The organism is Veillonellales bacterium (assembly GCA_039680175.1).
In the GTDB taxonomy this organism is placed as follows: Bacteria; Bacillota; Negativicutes; order JAAYSF01; family JAAYSF01; genus JBDKTO01.
This window is the reverse complement of record JBDKTO010000051.1, coordinates 64409-90215: the sequence shown is the minus strand read 5'-3', so window position 1 is coordinate 90215 and position 25807 is coordinate 64409. Positions and strand designations below refer to the sequence as shown.

General features: G+C 41.2%; 25 protein-coding genes and 3 tRNA genes. 5 read left to right on the top strand and 23 right to left on the bottom strand.

Features of this window, described 5'->3' with window-relative positions; genetic code table 11:
* Nucleotides 1-2: 2 nt before the first annotated feature.
* The 3 genes from arsA to ABFC84_08575 are packed head-to-tail and all read right to left on the bottom strand — an operon-like array spanning nucleotide 3 to nucleotide 2496.
* Nucleotides 3-1763, bottom strand: coding sequence for an arsenical pump-driving ATPase (gene arsA / locus ABFC84_08585; protein MEN6412806.1), 1761 nt, complete (start codon nucleotides 1761-1763; stop codon nucleotides 3-5).
* Between the two features lies 1 nt (nucleotide 1764).
* Nucleotides 1765-2130, bottom strand: coding sequence for an arsenite efflux transporter metallochaperone ArsD (arsD, locus tag ABFC84_08580; protein MEN6412805.1), 366 nt, complete (start codon nucleotides 2128-2130; stop codon nucleotides 1765-1767).
* A gap of 27 nt (nucleotides 2131-2157) precedes the next feature.
* Nucleotides 2158-2496, bottom strand: a complete 339-nt coding sequence (locus tag ABFC84_08575; GenBank protein ID MEN6412804.1) for a metalloregulator ArsR/SmtB family transcription factor — start codon at nucleotides 2494-2496, stop codon at nucleotides 2158-2160.
* Between the two features lie 277 nt (nucleotides 2497-2773).
* On the opposite strand from ABFC84_08575, the gene ABFC84_08570 reads away from it, so the two are divergent.
* Complete coding sequence (locus tag ABFC84_08570; GenBank protein MEN6412803.1) at nucleotides 2774-3967, top strand: acetylornithine/succinylornithine family transaminase; 1194 nt, start codon at nucleotides 2774-2776, stop codon at nucleotides 3965-3967.
* 84 nt (nucleotides 3968-4051) lie between these two features.
* Nucleotides 4052-4804 carry an SDR family oxidoreductase gene (locus ABFC84_08565; protein ID MEN6412802.1) on the top strand — a complete coding sequence of 251 codons (753 nt, stop codon included), beginning with the start codon at nucleotides 4052-4054 and terminating at the stop codon, nucleotides 4802-4804.
* Nucleotides 4805-4948: 144 nt separating this feature from the next.
* Here ABFC84_08565 and ABFC84_08560 read toward each other — a convergent pair whose 3' ends face one another.
* From ABFC84_08560 to ABFC84_08530, 7 genes are all read right to left on the bottom strand, one after another.
* Nucleotides 4949-5398, bottom strand: coding sequence for a C-GCAxxG-C-C family protein (locus ABFC84_08560; protein ID MEN6412801.1), 450 nt, complete (start codon nucleotides 5396-5398; stop codon nucleotides 4949-4951).
* 48 nt (nucleotides 5399-5446) lie between these two features.
* Nucleotides 5447-5932, bottom strand: coding sequence for a formylmethanofuran dehydrogenase subunit E family protein (locus ABFC84_08555; protein ID MEN6412800.1), 486 nt, complete (start codon nucleotides 5930-5932; stop codon nucleotides 5447-5449).
* Complete coding sequence (locus ABFC84_08550) at nucleotides 5917-6252, bottom strand: hypothetical protein (protein ID MEN6412799.1); 336 nt, start codon at nucleotides 6250-6252, stop codon at nucleotides 5917-5919. Before ABFC84_08550 ends, ABFC84_08555 begins: the two co-directional genes overlap by 16 nt.
* 134 nt (nucleotides 6253-6386) lie before the next feature.
* Nucleotides 6387-6617: a thioredoxin family protein gene (locus tag ABFC84_08545; protein ID MEN6412798.1), complete on the bottom strand. Its 231-nt coding sequence runs from the start codon at nucleotides 6615-6617 to the stop codon at nucleotides 6387-6389.
* 26 nt (nucleotides 6618-6643) lie between these two features.
* Complete coding sequence (locus tag ABFC84_08540) at nucleotides 6644-6967, bottom strand: metalloregulator ArsR/SmtB family transcription factor (protein ID MEN6412797.1); 324 nt, start codon at nucleotides 6965-6967, stop codon at nucleotides 6644-6646.
* Nucleotides 6968-7042: 75 nt separating this feature from the next.
* Nucleotides 7043-7990 (bottom strand): permease, encoded by a 948-nt coding sequence (locus ABFC84_08535; GenBank protein MEN6412796.1) that lies wholly within the window; start codon nucleotides 7988-7990, stop codon nucleotides 7043-7045.
* Nucleotides 7991-8337: 347 nt separating this feature from the next.
* The gene (locus ABFC84_08530; GenBank protein MEN6412795.1) at nucleotides 8338-8460 is read right to left on the bottom strand and encodes a hypothetical protein; all 123 of its coding nucleotides are present in this window, start codon (nucleotides 8458-8460) and stop codon (nucleotides 8338-8340) included.
* A 522-nt stretch (nucleotides 8461-8982) separates the two neighbouring features.
* Here ABFC84_08530 and ABFC84_08525 point away from each other — a divergent pair.
* A complete protein-coding gene (locus ABFC84_08525) occupies nucleotides 8983-9951 on the top strand; it encodes a hydrogenase small subunit (GenBank protein MEN6412794.1) in 969 nt (322 codons plus the stop codon).
* Nucleotides 9951-11357 carry a nickel-dependent hydrogenase large subunit gene (locus ABFC84_08520; GenBank protein ID MEN6412793.1) on the top strand — a complete coding sequence of 469 codons (1407 nt, stop codon included), beginning with the start codon at nucleotides 9951-9953 and terminating at the stop codon, nucleotides 11355-11357. The genes ABFC84_08525 and ABFC84_08520 overlap by 1 nt, the downstream gene beginning before the upstream one ends.
* Before the next feature lie 330 nt (nucleotides 11358-11687).
* On the opposite strand, the gene ABFC84_08515 is transcribed toward ABFC84_08520, so the two are convergent.
* The 3 genes from ABFC84_08515 to ABFC84_08505 form a co-directional block, all read right to left on the bottom strand.
* Nucleotides 11688-12281, bottom strand: a complete 594-nt coding sequence (locus tag ABFC84_08515) for a ferritin-like domain-containing protein (protein MEN6412792.1) — start codon at nucleotides 12279-12281, stop codon at nucleotides 11688-11690.
* Between the two features lie 142 nt (nucleotides 12282-12423).
* Complete coding sequence (locus ABFC84_08510) at nucleotides 12424-13008, bottom strand: YqaA family protein (protein MEN6412791.1); 585 nt, start codon at nucleotides 13006-13008, stop codon at nucleotides 12424-12426.
* A gap of 111 nt (nucleotides 13009-13119) precedes the next feature.
* Nucleotides 13120-14016, bottom strand: a complete 897-nt coding sequence (locus ABFC84_08505) for a cation diffusion facilitator family transporter (protein ID MEN6412790.1) — start codon at nucleotides 14014-14016, stop codon at nucleotides 13120-13122.
* 1867 nt (nucleotides 14017-15883) lie between these two features.
* Here ABFC84_08505 and ABFC84_08500 point away from each other — a divergent pair.
* Nucleotides 15884-17995: a hypothetical protein gene (locus tag ABFC84_08500; GenBank protein MEN6412789.1), complete on the top strand. Its 2112-nt coding sequence runs from the start codon at nucleotides 15884-15886 to the stop codon at nucleotides 17993-17995.
* 210 nt (nucleotides 17996-18205) lie between these two features.
* Here ABFC84_08500 and ABFC84_08495 read toward each other — a convergent pair.
* From ABFC84_08495 to ABFC84_08450, 10 genes are all read right to left on the bottom strand, one after another.
* Nucleotides 18206-18281, bottom strand: a tRNA-Arg gene (locus ABFC84_08495).
* Nucleotides 18282-18294: 13 nt separating this feature from the next.
* Nucleotides 18295-18368 (bottom strand) — tRNA-Gly (locus ABFC84_08490).
* 25 nt (nucleotides 18369-18393) lie between these two features.
* Nucleotides 18394-18470, bottom strand: a tRNA-Pro gene (locus ABFC84_08485).
* Nucleotides 18471-18581: 111 nt separating this feature from the next.
* The gene (sdhB, locus tag ABFC84_08480; GenBank protein ID MEN6412788.1) at nucleotides 18582-19340 is read right to left on the bottom strand and encodes a succinate dehydrogenase iron-sulfur subunit; all 759 of its coding nucleotides are present in this window, start codon (nucleotides 19338-19340) and stop codon (nucleotides 18582-18584) included.
* Nucleotides 19341-19358: 18 nt separating this feature from the next.
* Complete coding sequence (gene sdhA, locus ABFC84_08475; GenBank protein MEN6412787.1) at nucleotides 19359-21110, bottom strand: succinate dehydrogenase flavoprotein subunit; 1752 nt, start codon at nucleotides 21108-21110, stop codon at nucleotides 19359-19361.
* Nucleotides 21111-21153: 43 nt separating this feature from the next.
* Complete coding sequence (locus ABFC84_08470; protein ID MEN6412786.1) at nucleotides 21154-21774, bottom strand: hypothetical protein; 621 nt, start codon at nucleotides 21772-21774, stop codon at nucleotides 21154-21156.
* A gap of 177 nt (nucleotides 21775-21951) precedes the next feature.
* Nucleotides 21952-22509, bottom strand: a complete 558-nt coding sequence (locus ABFC84_08465; GenBank protein ID MEN6412785.1) for a Fe-S-containing hydro-lyase — start codon at nucleotides 22507-22509, stop codon at nucleotides 21952-21954.
* Between the two features lie 16 nt (nucleotides 22510-22525).
* A complete protein-coding gene (locus tag ABFC84_08460) occupies nucleotides 22526-23368 on the bottom strand; it encodes a fumarate hydratase (GenBank protein MEN6412784.1) in 843 nt (280 codons plus the stop codon).
* 211 nt (nucleotides 23369-23579) lie between these two features.
* The gene (locus tag ABFC84_08455; GenBank protein ID MEN6412783.1) at nucleotides 23580-24704 is read right to left on the bottom strand and encodes a hypothetical protein; all 1125 of its coding nucleotides are present in this window, start codon (nucleotides 24702-24704) and stop codon (nucleotides 23580-23582) included.
* A 158-nt stretch (nucleotides 24705-24862) separates the two neighbouring features.
* The gene (locus ABFC84_08450; GenBank protein ID MEN6412782.1) at nucleotides 24863-25597 is read right to left on the bottom strand and encodes an FCD domain-containing protein; all 735 of its coding nucleotides are present in this window, start codon (nucleotides 25595-25597) and stop codon (nucleotides 24863-24865) included.
* Nucleotides 25598-25807 lie beyond the last annotated feature (210 nt).

Here is a 25807-nt window from a genome sequence, read left to right as displayed (position 1 = left end):
CCTTATTTAATTTGATTTGTAACTTTGCTGATCGTAATGATCGACGCATCTTCAAGCCAGGGTATGGCAGCAAAATTACCGGAACTTATCCTTCTCACTTTTTCCAGCCACTGCTTCTCAGCCTCAGCCCGTGCAGTCAGCATGGCATTCGTGGTATTCGTGAGTGACAAGCACTGATTAACAACCCACCACTTATTCTGAATTCCCGCTCTTAGTAAATCATCCCGCAGGCGGGAAGCTTCAAAAACAGGAGTTGCCTCCGGCAGCGTAACAATTACGACCTCTGTCTGCTGCTCGTCCCGTAACCGCGGTAGCAATCTTTGCACCGATACCGGGATTTCACCCTTTGTTCTTTGCACTTCTTTGTGATAACTCTGGGTCGAATCCAACAGTAATAGCGTATGCCCGGTGGGTGCGGTATCTATAACCACCACTTCATCTTCCGCTTTGTCAACAATTTCAGCAAATGCCCGGAAGACAGCAATCTCCTGAGTGCAAGGGGACCGTAAATCTTCCTCAATATAGGCTATATCCTCTTCGCTCATCGTTTCCCGAGCCTTGTTTAGCACTTCGTTCTGATACTTCAACAATTCTTGCTTTTCATCAATTTTGCTAAGCGTAATGTGATTTGTTTCATGGATGACATAAGCGAGATGATCCGCCGGGTCCGTCGATGTTAAATGCACTTTGATTCCCTTTTTAGCAAGCGATAGGGCAATCACAGCCGCGATTGTCGTCTTACCAACGCCACCCTTCCCCATCGTGAAAATAACTTTTTTGTCCGAAGTATAGATATCGTCAACCAAAACACTCAGTGGTTTCAAATCAAGTAATTTTCCGCTTGTATCGGTAGCCCCGTACTGGTCGCTATTAAAAAAGGCCCTGATTTTATCCAGTCCTAAAATGTTGTAAGAACGAAGGGGAAGGGAAAACGTCTTGAGTTTCTTTAATCCTGAAGGGATATTTTCTATCGCTCTTTGCTGTTTATCGACTATCTTGTGCGATAAATTATCCGAGGCGCAGCCTAACACGCCGTTAATAATTAGCCACTGATTGTTGATCCCTAAATCGCTGAGTTCAAGACTGGAACGTTCTGCCTCAAGCAGCGGGGTTTCCTCCGGCCGGGAAACTAATAGCAGTGTGGTCTTGTGCTTATCGGCGAGATTCAACACCGCTTTCTTATACATTCCTTTTTTATTTTCAAGCCCAGCAAGTTGGCCTAAACAAGATGCACCATGAGTGCTTTCGCTGATAAAATTGCTCCAGGCGGACGGCAGTTGCAGCATACGGAGGGTATGCCCCGTAGGGGCAGTATCAAAAATAATAAAGTCGTACTTCTTTTCCGTCGTTTGATCCGTTATGAAATTCGAGAACTGGTCAAACGCAGCAATTTCGACGGTACAAGAGCCGGAAAGCTGCTCCTCCATATGGGTGATTACACTTTCGGGCAGTTTCCCTTTGTAGGGAGCGACAATCGATTCCCGGTATTCTCTCGCCGCTTCCTCCGGATTAAGGTTTGCAACCACAAGACCGGGTACACCATCAATGGGTACCCCTTTACCATTCAGTTCCGTATGAAAAACATCCTGTAAGTTGGATGCAGGGTCAGTGCTGATAAGCAATACCTTGTTGCCATTATCCGCTAAGCCGACAGCAACGGCACAGGCGGTCGAAGTTTTACCTACACCGCCTTTGCCAGTAAAAAACAAATACTTTGTCAAAGGTATTCTCCCCAGGTCAAATGGTTCAAAGGGAGCCGTCATCTTAGCAGCACCCCTTGGAGCCACAGCAGCACCCGCCTTTTTTCTCCGGTTCCTTTGTTTTGATTTCTACACCCAGCCATGACGACAGTTCCGCATTCGTTGGATATTCTTTTGTTTTCGCCACCTCACCGTCTACTAGCGTAATCGGTAAAATATCCGCGCCATCTTTTTGCAGAATATCGTTGACCACTTTGTTGGAAACAAAATCTTGGGGTTCGCTCGACAGTCCATGCCTTTTGATGATAATTCCACTTTCCTTCAGCATATTAATAACCGTCGCTATTCTAAGTAATTCAGGGTCAATCGAAGGACCGCATACTCCTGTTGGGCAGCACATTGCCGGATCAAAAATCTCAACGTTTTTCATTATCCATCTCTCCTTATGATTTAAGATTTAGTCACAATCAATATCCTTGTGTTTCAACCATTCTTCCAGGTTATCCATATCATTTTTGTAAGGCTCCATCATTCTTAAGTTGTCATAGACCAAGCTGTCGATGAATTTTAATCGTTCGTCTTTAGCCAGAGAATAATATGCCCACTGCGCCTGCTTCCGATCTTTGACAAGACCCGCATTTTTAAGATAAATCAAGTGTCTTGACGCTTTTGCCTGTGATATTTGCAGGGTTTTCATCACATCGCAGACACAGAGCTCTTTTTCATAGAGCAAATTCAATATCCTAAGTCGTGTTTCATCGGATAGTGATTTTAATATATCAATGAGTTTTTCCATTCATGCACCTCTTTTCCAAATGGCGAATATGTTAATAATCGTTTACGCGATTATATAATTATAATATGCCCGCAGAAACAAAAATGCAACTCCTTTTCAATTTTTATATTAAGTATAGTTTTGTATAAATTCTTGAATTAAATAAATCATGTACAAGATAGCTCTAAACCTCCTTTCTTTAAACTCCCCAATTTTCCATTCAGATGGAAAAAATTCTTGAATAATTAATCGGTGTTGATGTATAATTATACAAAACACTTGAATTGGAAGTGAAAAAATGAGCAAAACTGAAAAACTTCTTAATGATGCCAAAAAGTCCATTCTATTCACTGCTGTTAGGCCTGACATCATAATGGAACAAGGAAAAGGCATGTACTTGTGGGATACAACCGGGAAAAAGTATTTAGATTTTATCGGTGGCTGGGCAGTTACATCTTTGGGGCATTGTCCCGATATCATTGCAACGGCGCTTGAAGAACAAAGTCGTAAATTAGTAAACGCGAGCCCTTCTTATTTCAATGAGCCGATGATTGAATTAGCAAAACTGCTCACGCAAAAATCTTGCTTCGACAGGGTCTTCTTTGCCAGCAGCGGAGCTGAAGCCAATGAGGGCGCGATTAAATTAGCCAGAAAATATGGTTCGAAATATCTCAATGGTGCCTACGAAATCATCACAGCAACAAATAGTTTCCACGGCCGTACACTCGCTATGATGTCAGCTTCTGGCAAGAAAAAATTTGAGAATTTATTTGAGCCTAAAGTTGCGGGATTTAAGCATGTTCCTCTAAATGATTTGAATGCCCTTAAAGAGGCAATAACCCCTAAAACCTGTGCGATTATGCTGGAACCAATTCAAGGGGAAGGCGGTGTTTTTGAGCTTGAAAAAGAATATACGAAAGAATTACGCAAATTGTGCGATCAAACCGGAATTCTTTTAATCTTTGATGAAGTCCAAACCGGGTTGGGCCGAACCGGTAAGCTATTTGCATATGAACATTACGATATAGAACCCGATATTATGACTTTAGCTAAAGGAATTGGCGGTGGTTTCCCTTTATCGGCCTTATTGGTCAAAGAAAAGTTTAATATATTTGAGGCAGGGGATCAGGGAGGAACCTATTCCGGTCAGCCTCTTGGCATGGCAGTTGGCTTAGCAGTGGTAAAGAAAATCATTGAAGATCATCTTGCCGAAAGCGCAGAGAAGCAGGGAAAATATATTCAGAGTAAATTAAAGGACTTAGCAAACCTATTCCACTTAACGCATATAAGAGGACAGGGATTGCTCATTGCATTTAACCTGCCGAAAGACAAAGGAAAAGAGATTGTTTCCAGGTGCCTTCAAAAGGGTCTGATAATTAATTCACCGCAGCCTATGATGATACGGTTGATGCCGCCGCTAATTGTAACTTCTAAGGATTCTGATGATATGATTGATATTCTTTCTAAAGTAATGACAGAAGTATTAAATTAAGCATATATACAGTCACAAAAACAGTCCCTTCTAACAAATTTAACTAAAACGGGCTTTAGTTATCATACTGATGAGGTGATACGATTGATTGAAAAACATGTAGCTATTGTAACCGGCGGTGCCGCAGGAATAGGAAAAGCCATTTCATTACATTTAGCTCACAATGGATATTATGTTTTTATATTTGATAAAGATGAAAATGAGTTAAACCGAGTAATTAGTGATAATTTTTCCACCGGAACTGCTGGCTATTTCTGTGGAGATGTTACCGTTAAAGCAGATGTTGATAAAGCTTTAAGCAAGTGTCTTGGAGAAACCGGGCGTATCGATGCACTAATTTCCAACGTAGGCATAATGGAAAAGGTAGACTTTCTAAAAATGACTGAACAACAATGGGATAAAACGATTAACGTAAATTTAAAAGGAGTATTCCTTTGGGGCCAAGCAGTGGCAAATTGGATGGTCAAAAACAACATAAGTGGTAATATCGTAAATATTGCCTGTATGAGAGCTAGCCTTGTAGGAAAAAGCATGGCGGCATACGCAACTGCCAAAGCGGGTGTCCGAATGTTGACTAAGGCCATGGCCGTTGAATTAGCACCCTATAAAATCAACGTTAACGCCATTGAGCCTGGCAGAACCCTTACCGATCTCTTAAAAAAACATATTACTGATACAGATGGCGAAGTTTCACGTCAAAAGCTAATCCCGTTAGAAAGATTTGGGATGCCAGATGAAATAGCCCAGGCAGTATTTTTTCTAATCTCGGATCAGGCAAAATATATTACAGGGGCTTCGATTCCGGTTGACGGTGGATATACAATTCAAAAAGATTAAATGCCTACCATAAAAAAACTCCTACCTTTAGTTTAGGTAGGAGTTTTAAACGTACAATTCCTTTATGCTTATGATTTGTTCTAAAATACTTTATTGATCTCAATTGCTCTCATGGAAAAATAAAACATTTCAGATTACCTACGCTTAAGCACTCAATTCCCGGAGAATAATTTTTGCTGCTTCCTCTGCAACTTCACCGGTGAAAGAAATACATTGCTCCATATGCTTCTGTGAACCTAGTTCCATTCCTTTAGTCAACACCCGACAACATAAGCATTTATGGCGCTGCCGAAATGCGTCGTGCAACTCTTTAGCCAATTGCATTGCCTTATTCACTTTTGAATCTTTAGGCTTACTCCTGCCAAAGACCATACCAATAGCCATAATTCCCCCGGCTATGGCTCCACAGGTACACCCAGATCCACCCATGCCAACTGGAAATCCAGATGCCATTGAAATTACACTATCGTCCAGCGGCAAAGCAAATTCATCTTTTATCGACTTCACAACCGCTTCTGAGCAATAAAAATCGCCATTGCGATAATATGTTTCTGCGTCCATTCTTATTTTGGCAATATCAATATTTGTGTGCATAGTTTCCTCCTAAATATGAAAATTGTAAGTCTTAGATTTATCTACGATTCATTTGTTAATTTCAGTTGTTATCCTCGGCATATCTTTATTGATGATATCGCCGCGATTTCCAAACATGTCACTAAATACAAACTTATATCCGGATATAGGTTTGATAGATAAAATTTCGTCCGGCGGTGAGTTTAATAATTTTTGCCCTAATTTCTCGCCCATCAACTCCACTTTATCAATATCTTCAGCAGTGACCATCTGATTTTGGCTTCTTAATTTACGTATTTTACTTTCAAGCTGAGCTTGCTCTTCAGAGAAATTTCCCGACTTCAAATGAACATCATACGCTTCACCAGTTGATATCCGTTGAATAATAAAGCCATCACCAATTGAAGAATCGATTCTGAGCGTTTGGAAATTTATACGTGCGCCCGTCATCATAGAGGAGGCATCTACCCAGCAGGGTCCATTTTTTGAAACAGCTCGTAAGTCAGTTCTATCAACTACACCATTCGGAAATAGCTGTTCTAATACGGCTTTGATTCGATATAACTGATTACCAGTCCATCACATAGATGGCCATGCATTCTAGCAAGATCTTTCAGCCCAATTTCTTTTGTATGTAGCGAATGCCGCCCTAATCCACTATCTGTGTCGAGTACAACTATAGGTTGATTATACCTGGCTTCTGCAGCCCCTGAAGGAGAAAACCATTCCTGAGAATTATCCGCCTTTCCCTCGTCCGCAAAAACCGGTGTTACGTTGAGTAGAAAACCGCTTACCATAAGGGAAAAAGTATTTTTCTCATTTAAGCTCCTCCTTTTTACACATTTGTTATTTTGTATATATTCTATACTTACCATAAAATCCCTTTCGGGAGATATATGATATTAATGACCCCCGTTAAAACAAAAATTCGCCTATCCAAATAGGCGAATCAAGTCGTTTCAATATCATTACTAGCACTAAGGTATTTTCTTATCGCACCTGAATATTATTACTTCAACATTGCTTTGATTTCTTCGATGTTGGGCACTTTTCCAGCGACTTTAACTACACCATCAACCACTAGAGCCGGTGTGGTCATTACACCATATTTCATAATTTCTTTAATGTCTACCACTTTTACGAACTCTGCTTCAATCCCCAACTCTTTAGCTGCCTGTTTAGCTGCATTGTCTAAAGCATTGCATTTCTGGCAACCCATACCTAAAATTTCGATTTTCATCTTAACTACCTCCTATAAAACTAGTTTTATTTTAAAAACTTTAACAGTCCTTGACTATGCCTAATCTGCTCGCTCAGCGTTTGTTCCGCCGCTCCAATCAATTGCGTTACCGATGGATAGGCAATCCAATAAATAACACGCTGCCCATCTTTGCGCGAATCGATTAAACCTTGCTTCTTCAACACTCCCAGATGCTGCGAAAAATTGGACTGCTCAATGTCGATTTGTTCGATCATTTCACAGACGCACCGCTCGCCATCCCTTAACATGCGCAAAATTTCAATGCGTACAGGATGCCCTAATGTTTTAAACAGTTCAGCCGTTAACTTGATTACAATATCTTCCGCCATAATACTAACCTCCTGCTCAAATTACATTAATGCCCGATGTTAGCAACATCCACCGCTAATTATTTGATAATATGATTAAATTATAATATTAAAAAGGTATCCAGTAAAGATAATTGCTACAGCTAAAATAGCAATGAAGATTGCAATCAGTTTTGGCTTTAGTACATTACGCAGGATAATCATTTCCGGAAAACTCAAGGCTGTCACCGCCATCATAAATGCCAATGCCGTTCCCAGGCTCATGCCCTTTTGGATCAGAGCCGTAACAATCGGAATAACTCCAGCGGCATTAGAATATAACGGAATCCCAATTAAGACTGCCATCGGTACCGCCCAGATATTATCCTTACCCGCATACTGTACCAGGAAATCTTCTGGAGCGTAGCCATGAATAAAGCCGCCAATGCCAATGGCAATGATAACATACAGCCACACTTTTTTTAAGATTTCTTTGGTATAGTCCCGGGCATATTGTAAACGATCAGCAAAAGACTGCTCGGCGATCTCAATATCACCTACTTTCATTTGATACACATAATCTTCCACCAAATGCTCCAGCTTGAATTTACCGATCAGATAACCCCCAATAATAGCAATGGTAACGCCAGATAGGATATAAATAGACATAACTTTCCAGCCTAACAATCCCCAGAGCATAATAACTGCCACTTCATTTACCATCGGCGATGAAATCAGAAAAGAAAAGGTAATGCCCAGCGGTACGCCCGATTCAATAAAACCAATGAATACAGGCACTGCGGAACAGGAGCAAAAGGGCGTAACAATCCCGAGCAGTGCAGCCACAATATTCCCGTAAAACTCTCGCTTGTGGCTGAGAATTTTTTTCGTGCGCTCAGCCGGAAAATACGAACGCAGTAACGATACACCAAAGATAATAATCGACAGCATTAAAAAGATTTTTATACTGTCATAGACAAAGAAATTAATTGCTTCGCCTAGCGTGGTCCCAGGCATCAAACCCACCCATTGATAGACCAAAAGATCGGCAAATTCCTTTAACATACGAACACCTCCATGAATTAAACCTGTCTTTGTACAGCCCCACTTGCTACCAGGTTTTAAATAAGCAGCAGATTTTCGATTATAATTGTAAGCTCCGATACAGCCTCGCCAAAGTTATATAATAGTATACGCATACACTATGACTGTCGCCATGATCGTAATGATCGTGACTGTTCATAAACGATTCCTTCTCTTACTATGCTTTTATTATATATTAGATTTTTATCATATTATAATATAATGTATAAAAAAATACAAGATAATTTTTCCGTGCACATTTTTTTATCGTCATAAACTAAAAAGATAGAATTGCTTAAACGCGCCCCTACCTAATAGGTACCGCCAACCTATTTCTCAATCTTTTTGCCATAGTTTTTAGAAATGCTTGGTGGTGTCTTCGGCTTGTCAACCACGCAACCGCTGTTTACCGTCAGACTGCTTGCTGCTTCCTTACCTAAATAATTCCGCACTCAACAGTAGCATTGAATACATTTATAAATGCCTGGTCAAATATTTTAGAACGAACCAACATCGCCGCTATAACATATTATGTAGTGTAACAGATTTGCGCAAAGGAGGGAGACTGTTGTCTGGGATGAAATGCGAGGCTCAACTCCCGGAAATGATTACCCCTGTGGAACCGTCTTGGCTCAAAAGATTAATATCAGTTATGGGAATGGATATAGTAGTTGAAACAACACGTAATTCGCTATATGGAAGATTGCTGGAAGTTGAACATGACCACATAGTCTTACAAGTTGGTGCAGGAGTTACTTTCATACGTTGCCAACAAATCATTAGTGTAATGCCGATTTCTCAGTGCTAGATGCAAGCTACCATCGGTTCTTATAACAAACTGTTGTAAAATGTTGATAAATGATTCGCCCTGACCTGCCGTGAAACGCAGGTTTTTATTTTGTACGACTGGTCGCGGTAATAGACAAGAGCTGCCTCGCATATGATGATGATAAAAATTCGAAGTGAGGCGAATCATGGAGAAAAACGAATTTCTACAATTGTGCCGTGATAATTCTCTGGCTGGTAACCATAAGTTATCGGCAAGAATCTTGCCTGTCGTACGCGAATATCTGCTAGATCACTCTACCGATAAACTTCCGGTAATATGGTTGGAAACGAGTGATAGTGGCGACAACAATATTGCCTTCATGAATGCAACGTACCCATATTTAAACCATGTGTTTACAAATATGATTGATCTTATCTACAGCAATACCTTCATGGCTGCCCAAGGAAGTGACGCGCTGCTGCTGCTGGAGGATACTGTCAACCACTTTCGCGGGAGATTTACGTTAGTAGTTGAAGGAGCTGTGCCAACAAAAGACAGAGGAATCTATAATGTAATCGCCCGGACGAAAAATGGTCCTATAACCGCATTAGAGGCAATAACCCGGCTTGGCGAAGCTGCTCAACACGTGATTGCTATCGGCACTTGTGCAAGTTTTGGCGGTGCCTCTTCCGCTGCACCAAACGTAACCGGCTCCGTTGGAGTCAGCCAAGTGCTGGAGCGGGAAGTCATTAATGTAAGTGGTTGCCCGGTAAATCCCGATTGGTTCGTAGGAACGTTAGCCCACCTGCTGATGTATGGAAAGCCGGAACTGGATGAGTACAACCGTCCCAAGCTCTTTTACGGATTTACCGTTCATCATCATTGTCAACGCCGTTCCTACTTTGACAAGAAAGACTTCGCCAAACAACTAGGCGATATTGAATGTATGTTTTCACAAGGATGCTCCGGTCCCCGCACCGGCTCCGACTGCCCATACCGGCAGTGGATTAATCACGTTAGCTGGCCGGTCAAAGTAAATACGCCTTGCATCGGTTGTACGAATCCGGACTTTCCCGACGGGTCTGCCCCATTTTTCTCTCCGTTACCCCAAAAAAGCAAGGCTGAAAAAGATGATAACCATAAACAACCGCCGATGACGGAGGGTGAAGTTTAATGAGTCCGCAAAAAATTCTATTCAGTCCGGTTACCCGCTTAAGCGGCCTCCTCTCCGTCGAACTATCATTGGATAACGGAATAATAACGGAAGCCGATGTCAGCAGCACGATGTTCCGTGGCTTTGAATATATTATGCGTAATCGGCATATTACAGACGCCGTTTACCTAACGCAGCGGATTTGTGGCATTTGCTCAACGGCTCATGGTGCTGTAGCTAGTTATCTCCTAGACCAGTTATACGACAACGACATTAGCGAGAACGCCCAAATTTTACGGAACATCATGTTTGGGGCTGATTTTTTGCAAAACCATATTCGCCACTTCTACTTTTTCGGATTACCTGACTTTGTCATCATGCCTAATCAACCACCCTTCCTTAATCAAAACTGCAGTGACTGCCGCCTTGACGATATCGATAACCGACGCCTGGCAGGCCACTATATTGATGCAATTAAAGCAGCAGAGAAAAGCCACCAAATTCTCGCTCTTTTCGGTGGCAAAGCCCCTCACCAGCATAGCTTTGTACATGGCGGAGTAGCGGTCGCACCCACGGCTGATAAAATCAACCAAGCCCTAGCTCTCATTCATGACATTCGTAATTTTGTCCAACTGTATATGATGCCAGACACGGAACTCATCTCCAGGTGCTATGAAGACTACTTTCACATTGGCGAAACACCTGGCCGGTTTTTATCTTTTGGGCTATTCCGGTTCGGGAATAAAAACAACCAGGTGCTGTGGAAACCGGGCATTCTAAACGGATGCCGGTTAGATCAACCGCAACTGGATTTTATACAAGAAGATATTTCAAGAGCTTGGTTTGAACGTTCGGAATCGACTGAACAGGGGGAAGTACGCCCCGCACCACGCAAACCGGGAGCTTATTCCTGGACGAAAGCCGTTTTGTACCGAGGACAGCACTATGAGGGCGGCCCGCTGGCCCGTATGACTATAAACGGGTTTTATAATGGCGGCACATCCACAATGGATCGCATTGTTGCCCGTTCTTTGGAAACTCTTTATATAACAGAACTCGTTGAAGAATGGCTGCATGAGCTAGAACCGGGAGAACCGCCAATCAATCAAAAGAAAGAATTGGTTCAAGACCAAGCTCTCTCTGTTACCGATGCCATGCGTGGACCACTACTTCACAGCACCCGTCTACAGGGAGAACAAATAGAAAGGTACGACATCATTACCCCGACATCCTGGAATTTTTCTCCTAAGGATGATTATGGGAATCGGGGTCCGGCGGAAACCGCCCTCGTCGGCACTGAAATTTCCGCACCAGAATTCAAATTTGTCATTCCTGGCCGCATCATACGCTCATTCGACCCTTGTATTTCATGTGCAACACATCTATTCGATCATCGAACAAATACTATCGACAAAATTCTGTACTAAATATGTAATACCTTTTCGGCATAAACTCACTGTTTGAGTGTAATTTGTGCTGATTAGTTTGTAACCAATTTATTGTAATACCGAATTCGCCTGAATTTTCCCGACTAATTTTCCTGAAATCACCAGCTTTTTCCGATATAATTGTCATCGATTGATTTTGCTATTATCGGATATGGCCAATCTTTAGCTATATAATCCTCAAAAGTAAAAGAACAGGCCGTAAATACAGCCTGTTCTTTTACTTTCGAATTTTGCTAGTACCTCCAATGCAGAAGAAATTTGTTTTTAGGTCATCTGGTAAAAGTCCAATGACCAATTTATCTTATCCTTTTAATCCACTTCTTCCGGTAAGGGTTCATTAGTCAATTCATATAAAGCAGCGGTAAATTCAGCTACATGCTCTTTTTCTTCATTCATCAATTCACAAAAGTGCTTTTTAACCCTTGGCTCCTCAGCCTCATTCATATATCGTTGATATTTATTAATTGCGTGAAGTTCATCTTGAATTGCTTTGGTAAAACAATGAACAGCTGCGAGGTCCCTTTTATGAGGAGGTATCACTTTAACGTCTTCATCGTTTTGTACTTGATATTTTTTCGTCCAGTTAGCCCGACTTGTTAATTTCTTCATCGTCAGATAATCTAAGTTTTGTTCCTTTAGCATTTGTCTTTGAACTGGGTCCAATAAAGAAATCAGTCGCATAGTCTCGACATAGTGCTGCATCTCGTCTTCCGCAACATCTAAAAAAACTTCAGCTACGCAAGGGTTGTTAATAGCGCAACTTAAATAATCTGCAATTGCTCCCCGCTCATCAGCAGCTGCATCGCGTAGTAAATACAGGTCGCAATGATTAGGGCAGTCCTCCATTTCATCGGGACAGTAATCAAACGTGCTACCAGGGTTATAATACTTGGGCCTTGGCATATTGAAACCTCCCTATAATAACGATCTAGTATATTATATGGAGGAGGTGGAAAGTCTGCTACTTCTTATGGTAATCACGTCAATAATTGCATCCGATCTATTCAAATCATGAAGCATTCTATTCAATAAATATCACGGTCTTTTAATCTCGTTCTGGCAAAGCATTTTGCTGATAGCGTTTGAAAAGGTAAACTCCCACTGCAACTAATGCAACGATTCCGGCTGAAATAAAAAGAAGTTCATTAGAATGTTGTTTGAAAACATGCTCGGCCTTTGGTCCATAATAGTAAATCAGAACTCCTTCCAGTAAAAAACGTTTTCCTCTGCCGAGAAGGGACATTCCCAGGAATAAAGGAAAATTAATTTTTAGTGCTCCTGCTGTAATGCTAACAAACTTATATGGAATTGGTGCCATCGCGGCTAAAAAAATAGCCCATTTTGCATTGTTTTCGACTAATAGTCGAATTTTTTCATCGTATTTCGCTGGTATCATTTTCTTTGCAGCAGGCAAGCCAATTTTATGACCAATTCCATAGCCAATAAAGCCACCCAGAACAGAAGCAATGGTCGCCATGGCTCCATAATAAATCGCGTGCTGCGGCTGGGCCATAGCTAATGGTAATAAGAACACATCCGGTAAAATGGGTGAACAGAAAGATTCGGTAAATGCAGCTACAATTAAGCCGAGTAAACCCCATCCTAAAAACAAAGCAATTATATCTTCCATTTTCTTCCCCCACTATTTATTCTAAGATAGCGTATTTCGATTATACCTTTAAGATCTATTTCTGGGAACTAGTAATGAATGCCATACAACTTTATATATTGGGGAGCATCTTTATCCCAATAAATTATTGCTGGGCTCTACATGAATAAAAACCTCAGAAGGTGTAAATTGCTTTCTAATTTGCTGTTCTATTTCATCACAAACAAAATGAACCCTATCCAGCGAAAGGTTTTTATCGAGGACTAAATTAACATTAATGATATACATACTACCAGATCGGCGTGTCCGCAAATTTGTAAATCCCTTAACCATCGAATGCTCTTGCAAAATCCCTGCAATCACCTGTTTATCTTCTTCCGTCATGGTGACATCCATCAATTCAGCTACACTTTTTTTCGTCATACCATATCCAGCCTTAAATATTATGAAGGCCATTCCAATGGCAATTACCGGATCCAGCCAATATACGCCAGTTAATTTGATGGCTAATAACCCTCCAAGAACTCCGATACTAGTCCAAACATCAGCCCGTAAATGTAAAGCATCCGCCTCTAAAGCATGAGATTGCGTTTCTTTAGCTATTCGAAATAGATATTTTGACACAAAGATATTCAGTACAATGGATATGAACATAATATAAATGCCATACTCTAATTTTTCAGGTAAAGTCTCGACATACAGCTTGTGTACTGCTTCATAAATAATCCAAGCAGCAGCAACAAGAATTAATATAGCTTCTACAGCGCCTGAAATATTTTCAATCTTACCATGACCATACGGATGCCTAGAATCAGGGGGTTTCCCTGATGTCTTTACTGCGTAATAGGCGATTAAGGCGGCTAATAAGTCAACAGATGAGTGTGCTGCCTCAGAAATGACACTTACCGAACTGGTTACTATTCCAATTATTAATTTTGCAATTACTAATATGCTATTAGATAAAACAGAAACTTTTGCTGCTCTGGTTTTCCTTGAATTAGCATCATCTGCTGAATAAAATTGGGACAAAACCAATCTCTCCTTATATAAAAATAAACCTGTAGAATAATCCCCCACAGGTCTTCCTATATTAATATCCAACTAAATTAGAAAATGTCCTAATGAAAAATAGATATTTTCTTGCCACATAGTATTTCAAATTTAAGCGGTAGTATACAGTACTAATTTGCGTCAATTATTTACGGAATTCTATCCAAAGCTACGTGTAAAACAACCAACGCGGCGCTACCTAATACAATCAGCAGCATTATCTTTGTAACTATCCCATAATGCCTCACTCCTTACAAACAAATGAACAAGCCTCCAGGGAATTCCCCCTCTCGTCTAACTCATCCGTCTAGCCAGTTCCTCAAGCCTTGCGACTCTTTGTTTGGTTGCAGGATGGGTGCTGAAAAGACTAGTGCCCCAACTGCCAGCACCACTGAAAGGATTCACTATGAACAAGTGGGATGTTGCCGGAGAAGCTGCTGGAAACTCAGCATTCATGGCATAGTATTCAATCTTCTTAAGAGCGCTGGCTAGCTTCCATAGGGAATACGAAATGTCGTTAACCTTGTGAGTATATAATTAATCTGTGGAACCGCAATATCCACAGGTTTAACCTGCTACTTTGAGAGTCCTGCCACACCGAATTAATTCAATACAATTTAACGATGTTTGTAACAAAGCATATCATAAACTTCATTCTCTCACAATAGATTATCATGAAAAATCATTAATATTATCTCATAGCAGTGAGAATACAGGATATTTAACGAGAATGATAATCACAATTAAATATAACCATGATATTTGATTAATTCCAATCATTTTATCCAATATTTTGGTGGTTCTGATCCACGTGACAGCACTTTTGGTTTTCTGTAGACTGAATCTTTTTACAAAGCAACACCGATACTGACTAAACATTGCTAGCTAATAAATAAGGATACAAGAACTCGGCATTATTTACTAGCTTCTGTTATGTTGTGTTACTTTAAAAATAATAAACTACTAGCAAAATTATACGTTATGATTTAAATGACAAAATCCATACTATAAAGCATCTTTCCCGCTATAAAGTTGAATCAGATTTTTTCCAAATTCATCTTTTAGCAGCATCTTAGAAAATCAGCATTCTGCCATGGGACACTCAAAAACTAAATACTTAACTCCAAGCGGCGCAAGTTCTACCACTCTATTACGCTAAATGGTGAACGCCTTTAAATAGTTCAATGGCTCTCCACAGATTATGAATACTGTTATTAATAACAGCGAAGCCGACAAATCTTGTATAATAAATATTTTAAGAATTCTGCCTCTGTCGTGGAGCTATGCCTAAATTCTGCGATCAAGACAGTCACAAACCAAAAACTGGGTCAAACGGCTCATCAAGCTAAAAGACAACTTCTTTACCTATCAGGGAGTATTTTGATGACCTAGATGACTTAAATCACCAAGCGATGTACAAGTGAACAGCAATCCTCATAGTACAACGGGAAAAATTCCTTTAGCTGCTATGGAATAAGAACTCAACAACTAGCTTTCACCAATCGATGAGACTCGCTGAGCATGGATCGCCTGTTGCACCACGGCACGCAATTACTATTCGGAAATAAGCTTATCGTTTGAATGGCATGGCTGTACCATCAGCGACAATTCCCCCATCGACATTCTACGGTGTTACCACACCTCTCGCTTCACCTTTTTGAGAGAGTAATAAATCTCAAATTTTTCGTCATAACCACGACTAATGTTATACTAAAATTCCAACATAATATATGCCATAAATAGGTTAATTGCTGAATTTATTTATTATATTTATTGGCACATTCTTTGGCGAAACTTCAAATTACAATGCCACAAAAGCCTTATATATAAAGGGTTTTCACATATTATGACGAAGTGTAAAATTATACCACTTGAGTCACCAAAAATTCTGGCGACTCATTGGCGAAAAACCAATATATCGAAAGAAAGTGTTAAAATGGGCAGAACTGAGAATTCAGAAAATTTAATGGAAAATGTTGAGGCGGAGATACACCAAATTTATTTAAAGAACAAAAACTATAATATTGCCAAAAAATTCCCAGATAAATTAAGAAAAGAAATTAGACCTCTTCAACTTTTTGCCAAACTATGCAATGACGAAAACTGCGATCAATGTAGCATCTGGCATTTTAGAAAAATGCCAGGCTATGATTACTATTTCCCGAGAGACTATTATTCTTACTATTTTTGCGCAGAGTGTTTGTGCGAAAAACACAAGATAAATTACCGATCTATGGACAAAAATTTTTTTTACTATATACCATCACTGGACCTTTTAAAACAACCGGATTTTTCAAATATTTGTTTGTCGAAGGATGATGACTTTCCTAAGCTAAGACAATGGTTTCTTCCTATTCGCTATGAATTCAATAGTCCTGATGGTTCTGGCATCTATTCATCAGGATCTCGCATGGTAGAACCAAACGACGAGGAACTCAGTGCATTTATACAAATCCATAGAGAATTTCTGAAAAATTCTGGAAGATTAAAATCAATTTCTTTTCCGCTTTTTCCCCCGCTATCTTATAAAATAGTCGTCTATCAGCTTGCTAAAAACTTATTTTGTCGTTTCAAAATTCCCCGTATCCTCGCCACCGAACCAACCTATAATGAACAAATTCAAACTTGCATAACCGAATTTGATAAGTTTATCAGACAAATGTTTAATCTCACTTTTGATGACACCCCAGATCTAGTCGCACGATACACTACTACTTTACATGCTTGCTCAACACAGTTGGATTATCTGCCGCCTTCGAATCCGCCATTTGCTAAATTATGCAATGTATTTTACGATATTTCCGATGGAAATCCTTTGATTATAAAGAAATTTGCAGTATTATTGACCAAAATATTTATCGGGAAAAATAACCTGAAAAAACTTTATCCCGACTCCGTCATGCAAAATTTAACATGCATCGTATCGGATAATCCAGCTTATATAAAGAATTTCTTAGTGGACATATTCGAATACACACCTAATCCGAAAAATATAGACTATAGCAAACGAGAGTTACGTGTATCTTCTGTCCACCGCATGCTACGTCCCGAAAATTTTTATCTCTGTACTACTCACCCTTGCAGCTATGTATGTAATTCCAAAAACATTAAAGACTTGATTAAAGAGAAATTATTGGGCAATATTGTAAACATCGATGCAAATACCACGCCGTTCATTGAAACCTTCTCTAAATTTGTCTCTGGTGTCGCCGTTACAGGCTCCGACAACGATGGAACGATTAACAGTATCCTAACGTATCGCAGCAACTCCTATTACATCAAAATCGTGCAAAGCGTTAATGACCTGTTTAAAAATTCTGCGGAAATCGCTCACGATACCATAGTCTGCGAAGGCAACACATATGAAACCGCCTATAATAGGCTTGACGCCTATGAGCTGTTTTTTCTCGTGACCGGATTTTTAGCGTATGGAATCAACCTTATTGAAGAAAAGCTGACTGAAGAACCTTCACCTTCCGTACTTTCTGCGCAAGAGGAATGTATTGCCGATTTTTTCAACGAATTTTACATCCAAACATTTGATCCGGAAAAGGCGAATCATTCACAGAAAGATGACTCTAACGATTTTGTAGATGCCAACGACATGTATTTGAACTATAAGAAATGGTTTACCATCGTAAACCGAGAATTTTCCGCATGTAGTATTTCCAAATTTAGAAATCATTTGAAAACAGCTTATGGTGAGCGACTCACAGGAAAAGAACTAGCAAAACTCAACAAAAGCGATCAGAAAAAGCAGCTCAAGAATCGTTATTTAAAGAATAACGAAACAGATCATCGCGGCATATCCGGATTAAAATTTAATGAAAGCAAGTTCAAAAAATTCCTAGAAGACTCAAGCCAAGGCTTAGACGATGAAGTAGCCCGCAAGCAAGCCTTTGAAAAATTCTTCTTCTCCGAAGTCTTGTCGTTTTGTCCCTATCCAACCGAAGCTTAAACTTCTCCATAAGGTGCAAATAAGGTGCAAAGACATAAAAATAGGTCTATTTGTAAAAGCGACATAAATTTTTGGGGAAATCAAAAGCTCTTGACAACTCTGTTTAAAAATTTTGCGTGATTTAGCATGATAATATTAAATATAATATTGGCATCTATGCAAAAACATAAGGGATACAAGGCTTCACGCCCTGTATCCCTTTAATTTCACTGGTGCGCCTGGACCGATTCGAACGGTCGACCAACGGATTAGAAGTCCGTTGCTCTATCCACTGAGCTACAAGCGCCTATAAATTAAAATGGAGCGGGTGAAGGGAATCGAACCCTCGTAGCTAGCTTGGAAGGCTAGTGCTCTACCATTGAGCTACACCCGCATTAAGGTAAACCATATACAATTACTGGTCGGAGCGGCAGGATTCGAACCTGCGACCCCCTGGTCCCAAGCCAGGTACTCTACCAAACTGAGCCACGCCCCGCCGATCACAAAATAGATTATACTATATCCTTCATCCCACGTCAATATCTCTTTATGTAAATTCTATTATAAAAAACCCAGCTGGGCCAAAACTCAGCTGGGTTTTACAAATTTACTTGTCAAATAAATTTTTTAAAGCTTGCTTATTCACCGCGCGGTTCAATTTAGCAATATAAGTGGTCAATTTAATATTCTTAGGACAAGCCTGTACGCAGTTTTGACTGTTGCCGCAACTGGCAATACCGCCCTTGCCCATGAGAGCATTCAGACGTTCTTCCTTATTGTACTCACCAATTGGATTCAAATTGAATAAATAAGTTTGCCCCATTGTTGCCGGTCCAACAAAGTCAGAACCAAGATTTACATTCGGGCAGGCTTCCATGCAGCAGCCGCAAGTCATGCAACGGGAAATTTCATATGCTGTGGCGGCAGTTTTGGGATTCTGCCGGGGAGCGTCATTATGAACTTCCCATGTTCCATCAACTTTTACCCATCCTTGAATGCGCTTTAAGTTTTCAAACATAATGGAACGGTCAATCATAAGGTCACGAGTAACAGGAAAAGTACGAGCCGGTGCCAAATGAATCGGCTGTTCCAACTGATCAACCAAAGCTGCGCAGGCTTGACGAGCTTTGCCATTAATAACCATCATGCATGCACCGCATACTTTTTCAAGACAGTTGCATTCCCAAACAACAGCAGTCGTTTTTTTGCCGTCTTTTGTCACAGGCTTTTTTTGAATTTCCATAAGCGCTGCAACAACATTCAGCGCAGGCCGATAGTCAACTTCAAACTCTTCTGTATAAGGGCTGGAATTAGGACCGTCTTGTCTTTCTATGATAAAATGTACTTTTTTCTTTGTGTCTGCCATAATTATTCTACCTCCTTCTTACTCTTTCTTAGCAACAGCATAGTTACGCGGACGAGGTTTAATCAAAGAATGATCAAAATCGATGTAACTGATCTGAGGTTCTTCGGTGGCCGAATCATACTCAACGATTGTTGTTTTCATGAAGCGTTCGTCATTACGTGTTGGGAACTCGCGTTTAAAGTGAGCCCCGCGGCTTTCATCGCGCATACGGGCTGCTTTTGTTACCGCTAAAGCATAATGAATCATATTGCGAAGCTGCCTTACGAACATAGCTTCCTGATTTGCCCAGTTTCCTTTGTCGGATAAACCGATATTATTCCAGCGTTTAAGAATTTTCTTGACTTCAACGAAACAATAATCAAGATCTTTGTTCACACGTTCAATAGTAACGTATTTGTTCATTAAATCACCAAGTTCATGGTGAAGTTCGTGAGCATTTTCCGGTCCGTCCATCTTTAAGATAGCTTCATATTGGTCGCGACATTCTTTCTCGGCGTTTGCTAAATCTTCATCCGTAAGTTCCGAACCTCTTTCTCCTTCCTTAGCCCAGCGCATAGCTTCCGGACCGGAAATAGTACCGGAATAAGCAGCGGAAAGAAGTGAATTCGCACCAAGACGGTTTGCACCGTGGTATTGATAGTCACATTCACCGGACGCCATAAGACCAGGAATGTTGGTGTTATGTTTTGTATCTACCCAGATGCCGCCCATGGAATAATGAACGGACGGATAAATCTGCATTGGAACTTTACGCGGGTCATCGCCAACGAATTCCGAATACATTTCCAAAATACCGCCTAATTTACGTTCAAGGTATTCTGCCGGGATATGGGAAAGATCAAGATAGACTCTGTTTTCACCGTTAATGCCGAGTTTCTGATTCATGCATACATCGTAAATAGCACGGGATGCTACGTCACGCGGTACAAGGTTGCCATATGCAGGATACATTTCTTCTAGGAAGTACCAAGGCTTGCCATCTTTATATACCCAGACACGTCCGCCTTCACCACGGCAGGCTTCAGACATCAAACGATTCTTATCGGATCCGGGAATAGCGGTTGGATGGATCTGAATAAATTCAGGATTACCAATACGAGCGCCTTGCTGATATACAGTAGATACGGCTGAACCATTACAAATTGTCGAAGCAGTACATCTGCCGAATACCATACCAGGACCGCCGGTTGCCAAAATAACCGTATCCCCGGGGAAAGCTTTGATTTCCATAGAATTCATGCTTTGTGCTACGATACCGCGGCAAACGCCCTCTTTATTTTTAATAATTTTAATGAATTCCCAGAATTCATATTTCGTAACAGCACCTTTGACTTCCCAGGCACGGACTTGTTCGTCAAGTGCATAAAGGAGCTGCTGCCCTGTGGTGGAACCGGAAAAACAAGTACGTTTGTTTTTCTGACCGCCAAAGTTACGAAGGTCAAGTAGTCCTTCCGCCGTACGAGTAAAGGGAACACCCATACGATCGAACATTCTAATTAACTTAGGTGCTGCTTCACACATACCCTTTACTGCAGTCTGGTCGGCAAGGAAGTCACCGCCATAAACAGTATCATCAAAATGCTCATAAATACTATCATGTTCACCCTTTGTATCCATACAAGCGTTAATACCGCCTTGGGCACAAAGGGAATGAGAACGTTTTACCGGGCAATACGAGAATAATTCTACTTCGCCGCCGGCTTCACAAATTTTCATTGTAGCCATTAAGCCGGACAAACCACCGCCAACAACTATAATTTTCTTTTTCACTCGGGTTCTCTCCTTAATTCATATTCTTTTCATACCGCTCAATTTACATTGCAAAATTGGCCAGAGCAATCACACCGATGATTGACAGTACTACGCAGAGTACCCACATGATTTTGTTGACCACATCCTGCGCACGAGGTCCAGCAGTAATACCCCAAGTAATACAGAATGTGAAAATACCATTGGTAAAATGGAAAATAGCCGCTACCAAACCAATCGCATACAAAACTAAGACAATCGGATTGCTTACATAAGCATGCATTTGAGTATAATCAATCGGCAGCCCGGCGCCTTTAACCATGAAACGCAGGTAAACAACATGCCAGATCAGAAAAGCAAATAGATAGAAAGCGGACATCCTTTGGAGAAAGAACTGCCAGTTACGGGAATACGTATAACCACCCATTGCATTATTTTTGGCATTGAATGCAATAATTAAGCCGTAAATGGCATGGAACAGAAATGGAATAGCAACAGCAATAATTTCTAGCGGAATCATAATTTCATGGGGAATACTAGCCATTTTGGCAACCGTTGTATCGAAGGAAGCCGGCCCCCCCATTACACTGGAAATCGAAAAAATATGTTCTAACAAAAAGAAACCAATGGGAACGATACCTAGGATCGAATGAACTCGCCGGATATAGAAGTCTGAATTGCTCATGCTTGTACCTCCTGTAATATTTCGGTGGCAAAATACAGGGTACCACCCCCCTGCCGCAAATCATAGACCATCTGTTTTGACTTTGTCCAATTAAAATCAAAAAAACACATCTGTTTTAAAACTCAATATTCATTGTTTCAAAACAGATGCAATGACCAAATAATGGGACAGCCTACCCTAAATCTTACGGTACGGTTTTTGGCCTTCTTCATAGAAGTTGTTGCCCTCGCTGTCGATAACAACAATTGCCGGAAAATCCTCCACCGTCAAAGCGGCAATCGCTTCCGGGCCAAGGTCATCATATGCCAGTACGTCATATTTTTTTATACATTTGGAAATTAAGGCAGCAGCACCGCCAACAGCAGCAAAATAAACAGCGCCGTGCTTTTTCATCGCATCAACTACTGCTGTCGAACGGGAACCTTTGCCAATCATCCCCTTTAATCCTTGTTCAATAATCTTAGGAGCGTACGCATCCATACGTCCGGAAGTAGTCGGGCCTGCCGATCCAATCGGGTTGCCCGGTTTAGCCGGAGTAGGTCCAAGATAATAAACAATTTGATTCGTTAAATCAACCGGTAATTTTTCGCCCCGATCCAAAGCCTCTACCATGCGCTTATGCGCAGCATCACGCGCGCTATAAACAATTCCGCTAATGAGCACGCTGTCACCGGCTTTCAGTTTGCGAGCCGCTTCCTCGGTTAACGGAGTGGTAATACGAATTTTTTCTGCCATTACACTTTACACCTCCTTATAACTCAATCTCAGCATGCCTTGTAGCGTGGCAACTGATATTCACAGAAACCGGCAACCCGGCAATGTGCGTAGGATACCATTCAATATTTACAGCCAAAGCGGTAGTCGTACCGCCTAGCTGAGGCCCAATACCTGTTTTATTGATCATTTCCAGTAACTCTTGCTCTAATTTGGCGTATTGAGGATGCTCGTTCCGTTTTTTAATGGAACGAACCAATGCCTTTTTCGACAAAATAGCGGCTTTTTCCATAGTTCCACCGATACCAACACCCACTATCATCGGCGGACAGGGATTCATTCCGGCATGTTTAACGACGTCCAAAACTACTTTTTTAACGCCTTCTACACCGTCAGCCGGAACCAGCATCTGCAAACCGCTTTTATTTTCGCTGCCGAAACCCTTTGGTGCCAGCTTGATCTTTACTTTGTCGCCAGGCACGATACTAATATGTAATACGGCAGGAGTATTATTGGTAGTATTTTTTCGATCAAACAGCGGCTCAGCTACTACTGATTTGCGCAAATAACCTTCGGTATAGCCCTTCGCCACACCGGCATTTACAGCATCTACAAGATTCCCGCCAACAAAATGAACATCTTGTCCAATTTCCATAAAGACGACCGTCATCCCGGTATCCTGACAAATTGGTCTGTCTTCATTTCTGGCAATATCAGCATTTTTGACAATTTGGTCAAGAACATCTCGCCCTAGTGGAGATTCTTCTGTGTCTTTACTTGCGACTAAAGCTTCATAAACATCCTCAGACAAATAATAGCAGGCATTTATGCACATTTTTGCTATTGCCTGAGTAATTTGTTCAACCTCAATTGTACGCATATCATCCCTCCTGTTACTCAAATCTATGTTCATTTTAGCACAATCTAATTGTATTGACAATCAATTTTGTCCTTAAAAATATATGAAGCCTTCCTAATATCTCCTAGAAATGTATTCTGGAATCTAGGTGTCAAATTTTATTTCAGCCGTCCTCCCACTGTCACCTCTGCAGTCCGGAACCGTTAGCGCGGGCTGAAAATTATTCTTCACTTTATGTAAAGGTTATAGTCGACGGACTCTCCCATCGCCGGGCATTGGTTAAAAGCTGATCTACAAGTTCCTTGCCGCCTTGCCGGACTACATTGTATACCGGTACCCTAACGCTGTTTTGAATCGAAACTTGCAAGCGAATAAGATCCACAAATGCCGGACTATAGCGATTGTCATTCCACCTATATTCGGGATAAAACGGATTGACCGTAATCGCTAACAGCGGAATACGTTTTACAACTCCAACAAATACGCCTATTTCTTCAAGCTGCATAAGCAATTGATAATAAGCTGCCGGATTGCCAAATACCAATAATTTGATCGGATCTGCAAAAGCCAAAATCAGTCGTCGATGCAGACCTGCCAGCTTTTCATACACGCTGTGCAATGCTTTCTCCCCAATAATTCCGGGTATGTAAAGATAATACCCGTCCTTTATCGGTTGTGCAAACAAACTCGCAACTTCAGCCTCATTGAGTAAGGAAGAAGCCGGACATGATGCCACCTCTTTCAGACTGCCGTCCAGAAGAGTAATTTTATCAATTCTCTGTTCAGCCAGTTCACCGGCTCTAGGTACCTTTACAAGATTGCAGAGATTCCAAATCAAGCCCGTTTCCTGGGCCAACTGTTCAATATTCGGCGTTCTTGATGCCCCTGTAGATAATACAAATCCATCCGTTTTTATCATGGGAGCCATGCGGTTTAATGCCCCGTCGACAATCGTTACTGCCGGACCTAAGCGTCGCAGTATATCCATGATCCTACACAGTTCGCTGCTTTTGTTCGGACCGGCAGTAACCACTAACCCGCGTTGTCTCACCTGAGTAATGTATATCTTTCCCAAAGGATTAGTAATGCCGGTGTCCTCTATTTTTTTCAGTTTCGCTGTACTGATACCGATACACCTTTCGGCTGTTACAACGATATCTCCCGGTTCAACCCAAAGCTTAGGCTTAGGCAGACCGGTTATGTTATCAACGGTTTCGCCGTCAAAACCAATACTTGTTAAATATAAAGCGATACCCCGGGATCTGATTTCTTCAATGATAGTTGCCGCAGTGGTCGTCTTTCCCGTGTTTTTAGCAGTCCCGGCCAATCCAAGTGTGAGTTCAGTAAATATTGTCATCACCTGCCCAATGAATTTTTTGGCACTACCGTAAAAGAATAGCTCATTAAGAATACTTTCGCATAATGGCGGCAGCAACTACGCAGCCTGTAGCAAAAGGACCTTCTCAATGAGCTAACAACATCTCACCCTTATTCAGCTGGAGTCACCCCCCTGGATCAAGTCTCATCTGATAGCGTATTTTCCCAATAAGACTCAACATCATGAATCAGATTGTTAATATGTTGAATCATAGCCTCTCTGGCTGCAGGGGAATTCCTGTCATTTATACTCTGATATATCTTTTGATGATCAATAAACACCACACTATGCACCCGTTTACGGATATATTCCAATACCGGTGACAGCTGTGTATCCTGGCGAATGAGAGCAATGGCCGCTTTAAGCACGGCATTGCCTGACATTTGTGCAATTGCAGCGTGAAATTCGATATCCTCCTGAGCCGTAGTGCCGCCAAAGTCAGTAGTAGTACGCTGACATTGCAAAATCTGCTGCAATATGGAGCACTGCTCTGAAGTAGCATTTTGTGCGGCCAGGGCGGCCAGCTCACTTTCTATCGCCCTCCGGGCCACAAGGACTTCCAATAGCTGCTCTTTCGTATGTCCCTGCAGCGCCTCGGCGAACTCTACGCCCCATTGCAGCCGTCGTTCTTCCTTACAAAGTTCAATCAACCGCTTTTCGCCGGTACAAGATAACGTCCGGCCTTGATACCCAGCTTTTTCCGTATAGTCCATATTGTCTAAATCCCGTAATACTCTACCAACAGTAGCCTCACTGACACTATACCCCTCGGCCTGCAGCAGCGTGCTAATAATTCCACAACCAATCGGCTTTTTAGCATCGCGAACAATCCGCAAAATATCCCGTTCTATTTTTTCCTTATTGCTTAACAATGATCCAACCTCCGTACGAACAATCGCGAGTAGACAAACCTAGATATTTGTGGATTCGCCTCGAAGCTGATTATTTCCTGCCTTCTTCAATTATTCTTGATAATAATCATTCAATTTTACTTCTCAACCACGTTCTTGCATCTGTTCATTAGCCGGAATGGTGGAGATTTCAATACCTGCTATCGTTTCGCCCAGGTCGCGGGAAATTCC

Coding starts and splice junctions, on each gene's coding strand:
- ABFC84_08545 (MEN6412798.1), bottom strand. CDS start 6,617: ATGAAAATCGAAATTTTAGGTATGGGTTGCCAGAAATGCAATGCTTTA.
- sdhB (MEN6412788.1), bottom strand. CDS start 19,340: ATGGCAGACACAAAGAAAAAAGTACATTTTATCATAGAAAGACAAGAC.
- ABFC84_08460 (MEN6412784.1), bottom strand. CDS start 23,368: ATGCGTACAATTGAGGTTGAACAAATTACTCAGGCAATAGCAAAAATG.
- ABFC84_08465 (MEN6412785.1), bottom strand. CDS start 22,509: ATGGCAGAAAAAATTCGTATTACCACTCCGTTAACCGAGGAAGCGGCT.
- ABFC84_08520 (MEN6412793.1), top strand. CDS start 9,951: ATGAGTCCGCAAAAAATTCTATTCAGTCCGGTTACCCGCTTAAGCGGC.
- arsA (MEN6412806.1), bottom strand. CDS start 1,763: ATGACGGCTCCCTTTGAACCATTTGACCTGGGGAGAATACCTTTGACA.
- ABFC84_08470 (MEN6412786.1), bottom strand. CDS start 21,774: ATGAGCAATTCAGACTTCTATATCCGGCGAGTTCATTCGATCCTAGGT.
- ABFC84_08455 (MEN6412783.1), bottom strand. CDS start 24,704: ATGACAATATTTACTGAACTCACACTTGGATTGGCCGGGACTGCTAAA.
- ABFC84_08525 (MEN6412794.1), top strand. CDS start 8,983: ATGGAGAAAAACGAATTTCTACAATTGTGCCGTGATAATTCTCTGGCT.
- ABFC84_08535 (MEN6412796.1), bottom strand. CDS start 7,990: ATGTTAAAGGAATTTGCCGATCTTTTGGTCTATCAATGGGTGGGTTTG.
- ABFC84_08575 (MEN6412804.1), bottom strand. CDS start 2,496: ATGGAAAAACTCATTGATATATTAAAATCACTATCCGATGAAACACGA.
- ABFC84_08540 (MEN6412797.1), bottom strand. CDS start 6,967: ATGGCGGAAGATATTGTAATCAAGTTAACGGCTGAACTGTTTAAAACA.
- arsD (MEN6412805.1), bottom strand. CDS start 2,130: ATGAAAAACGTTGAGATTTTTGATCCGGCAATGTGCTGCCCAACAGGA.
- ABFC84_08550 (MEN6412799.1), bottom strand. CDS start 6,252: ATGGTAAGTATAGAATATATACAAAATAACAAATGTGTAAAAAGGAGG.
- ABFC84_08500 (MEN6412789.1), top strand. CDS start 15,884: ATGACGAAGTGTAAAATTATACCACTTGAGTCACCAAAAATTCTGGCG.
- ABFC84_08560 (MEN6412801.1), bottom strand. CDS start 5,398: ATGCACACAAATATTGATATTGCCAAAATAAGAATGGACGCAGAAACA.
- ABFC84_08570 (MEN6412803.1), top strand. CDS start 2,774: ATGAGCAAAACTGAAAAACTTCTTAATGATGCCAAAAAGTCCATTCTA.
- ABFC84_08510 (MEN6412791.1), bottom strand. CDS start 13,008: ATGGAAGATATAATTGCTTTGTTTTTAGGATGGGGTTTACTCGGCTTA.
- ABFC84_08515 (MEN6412792.1), bottom strand. CDS start 12,281: ATGCCAAGGCCCAAGTATTATAACCCTGGTAGCACGTTTGATTACTGT.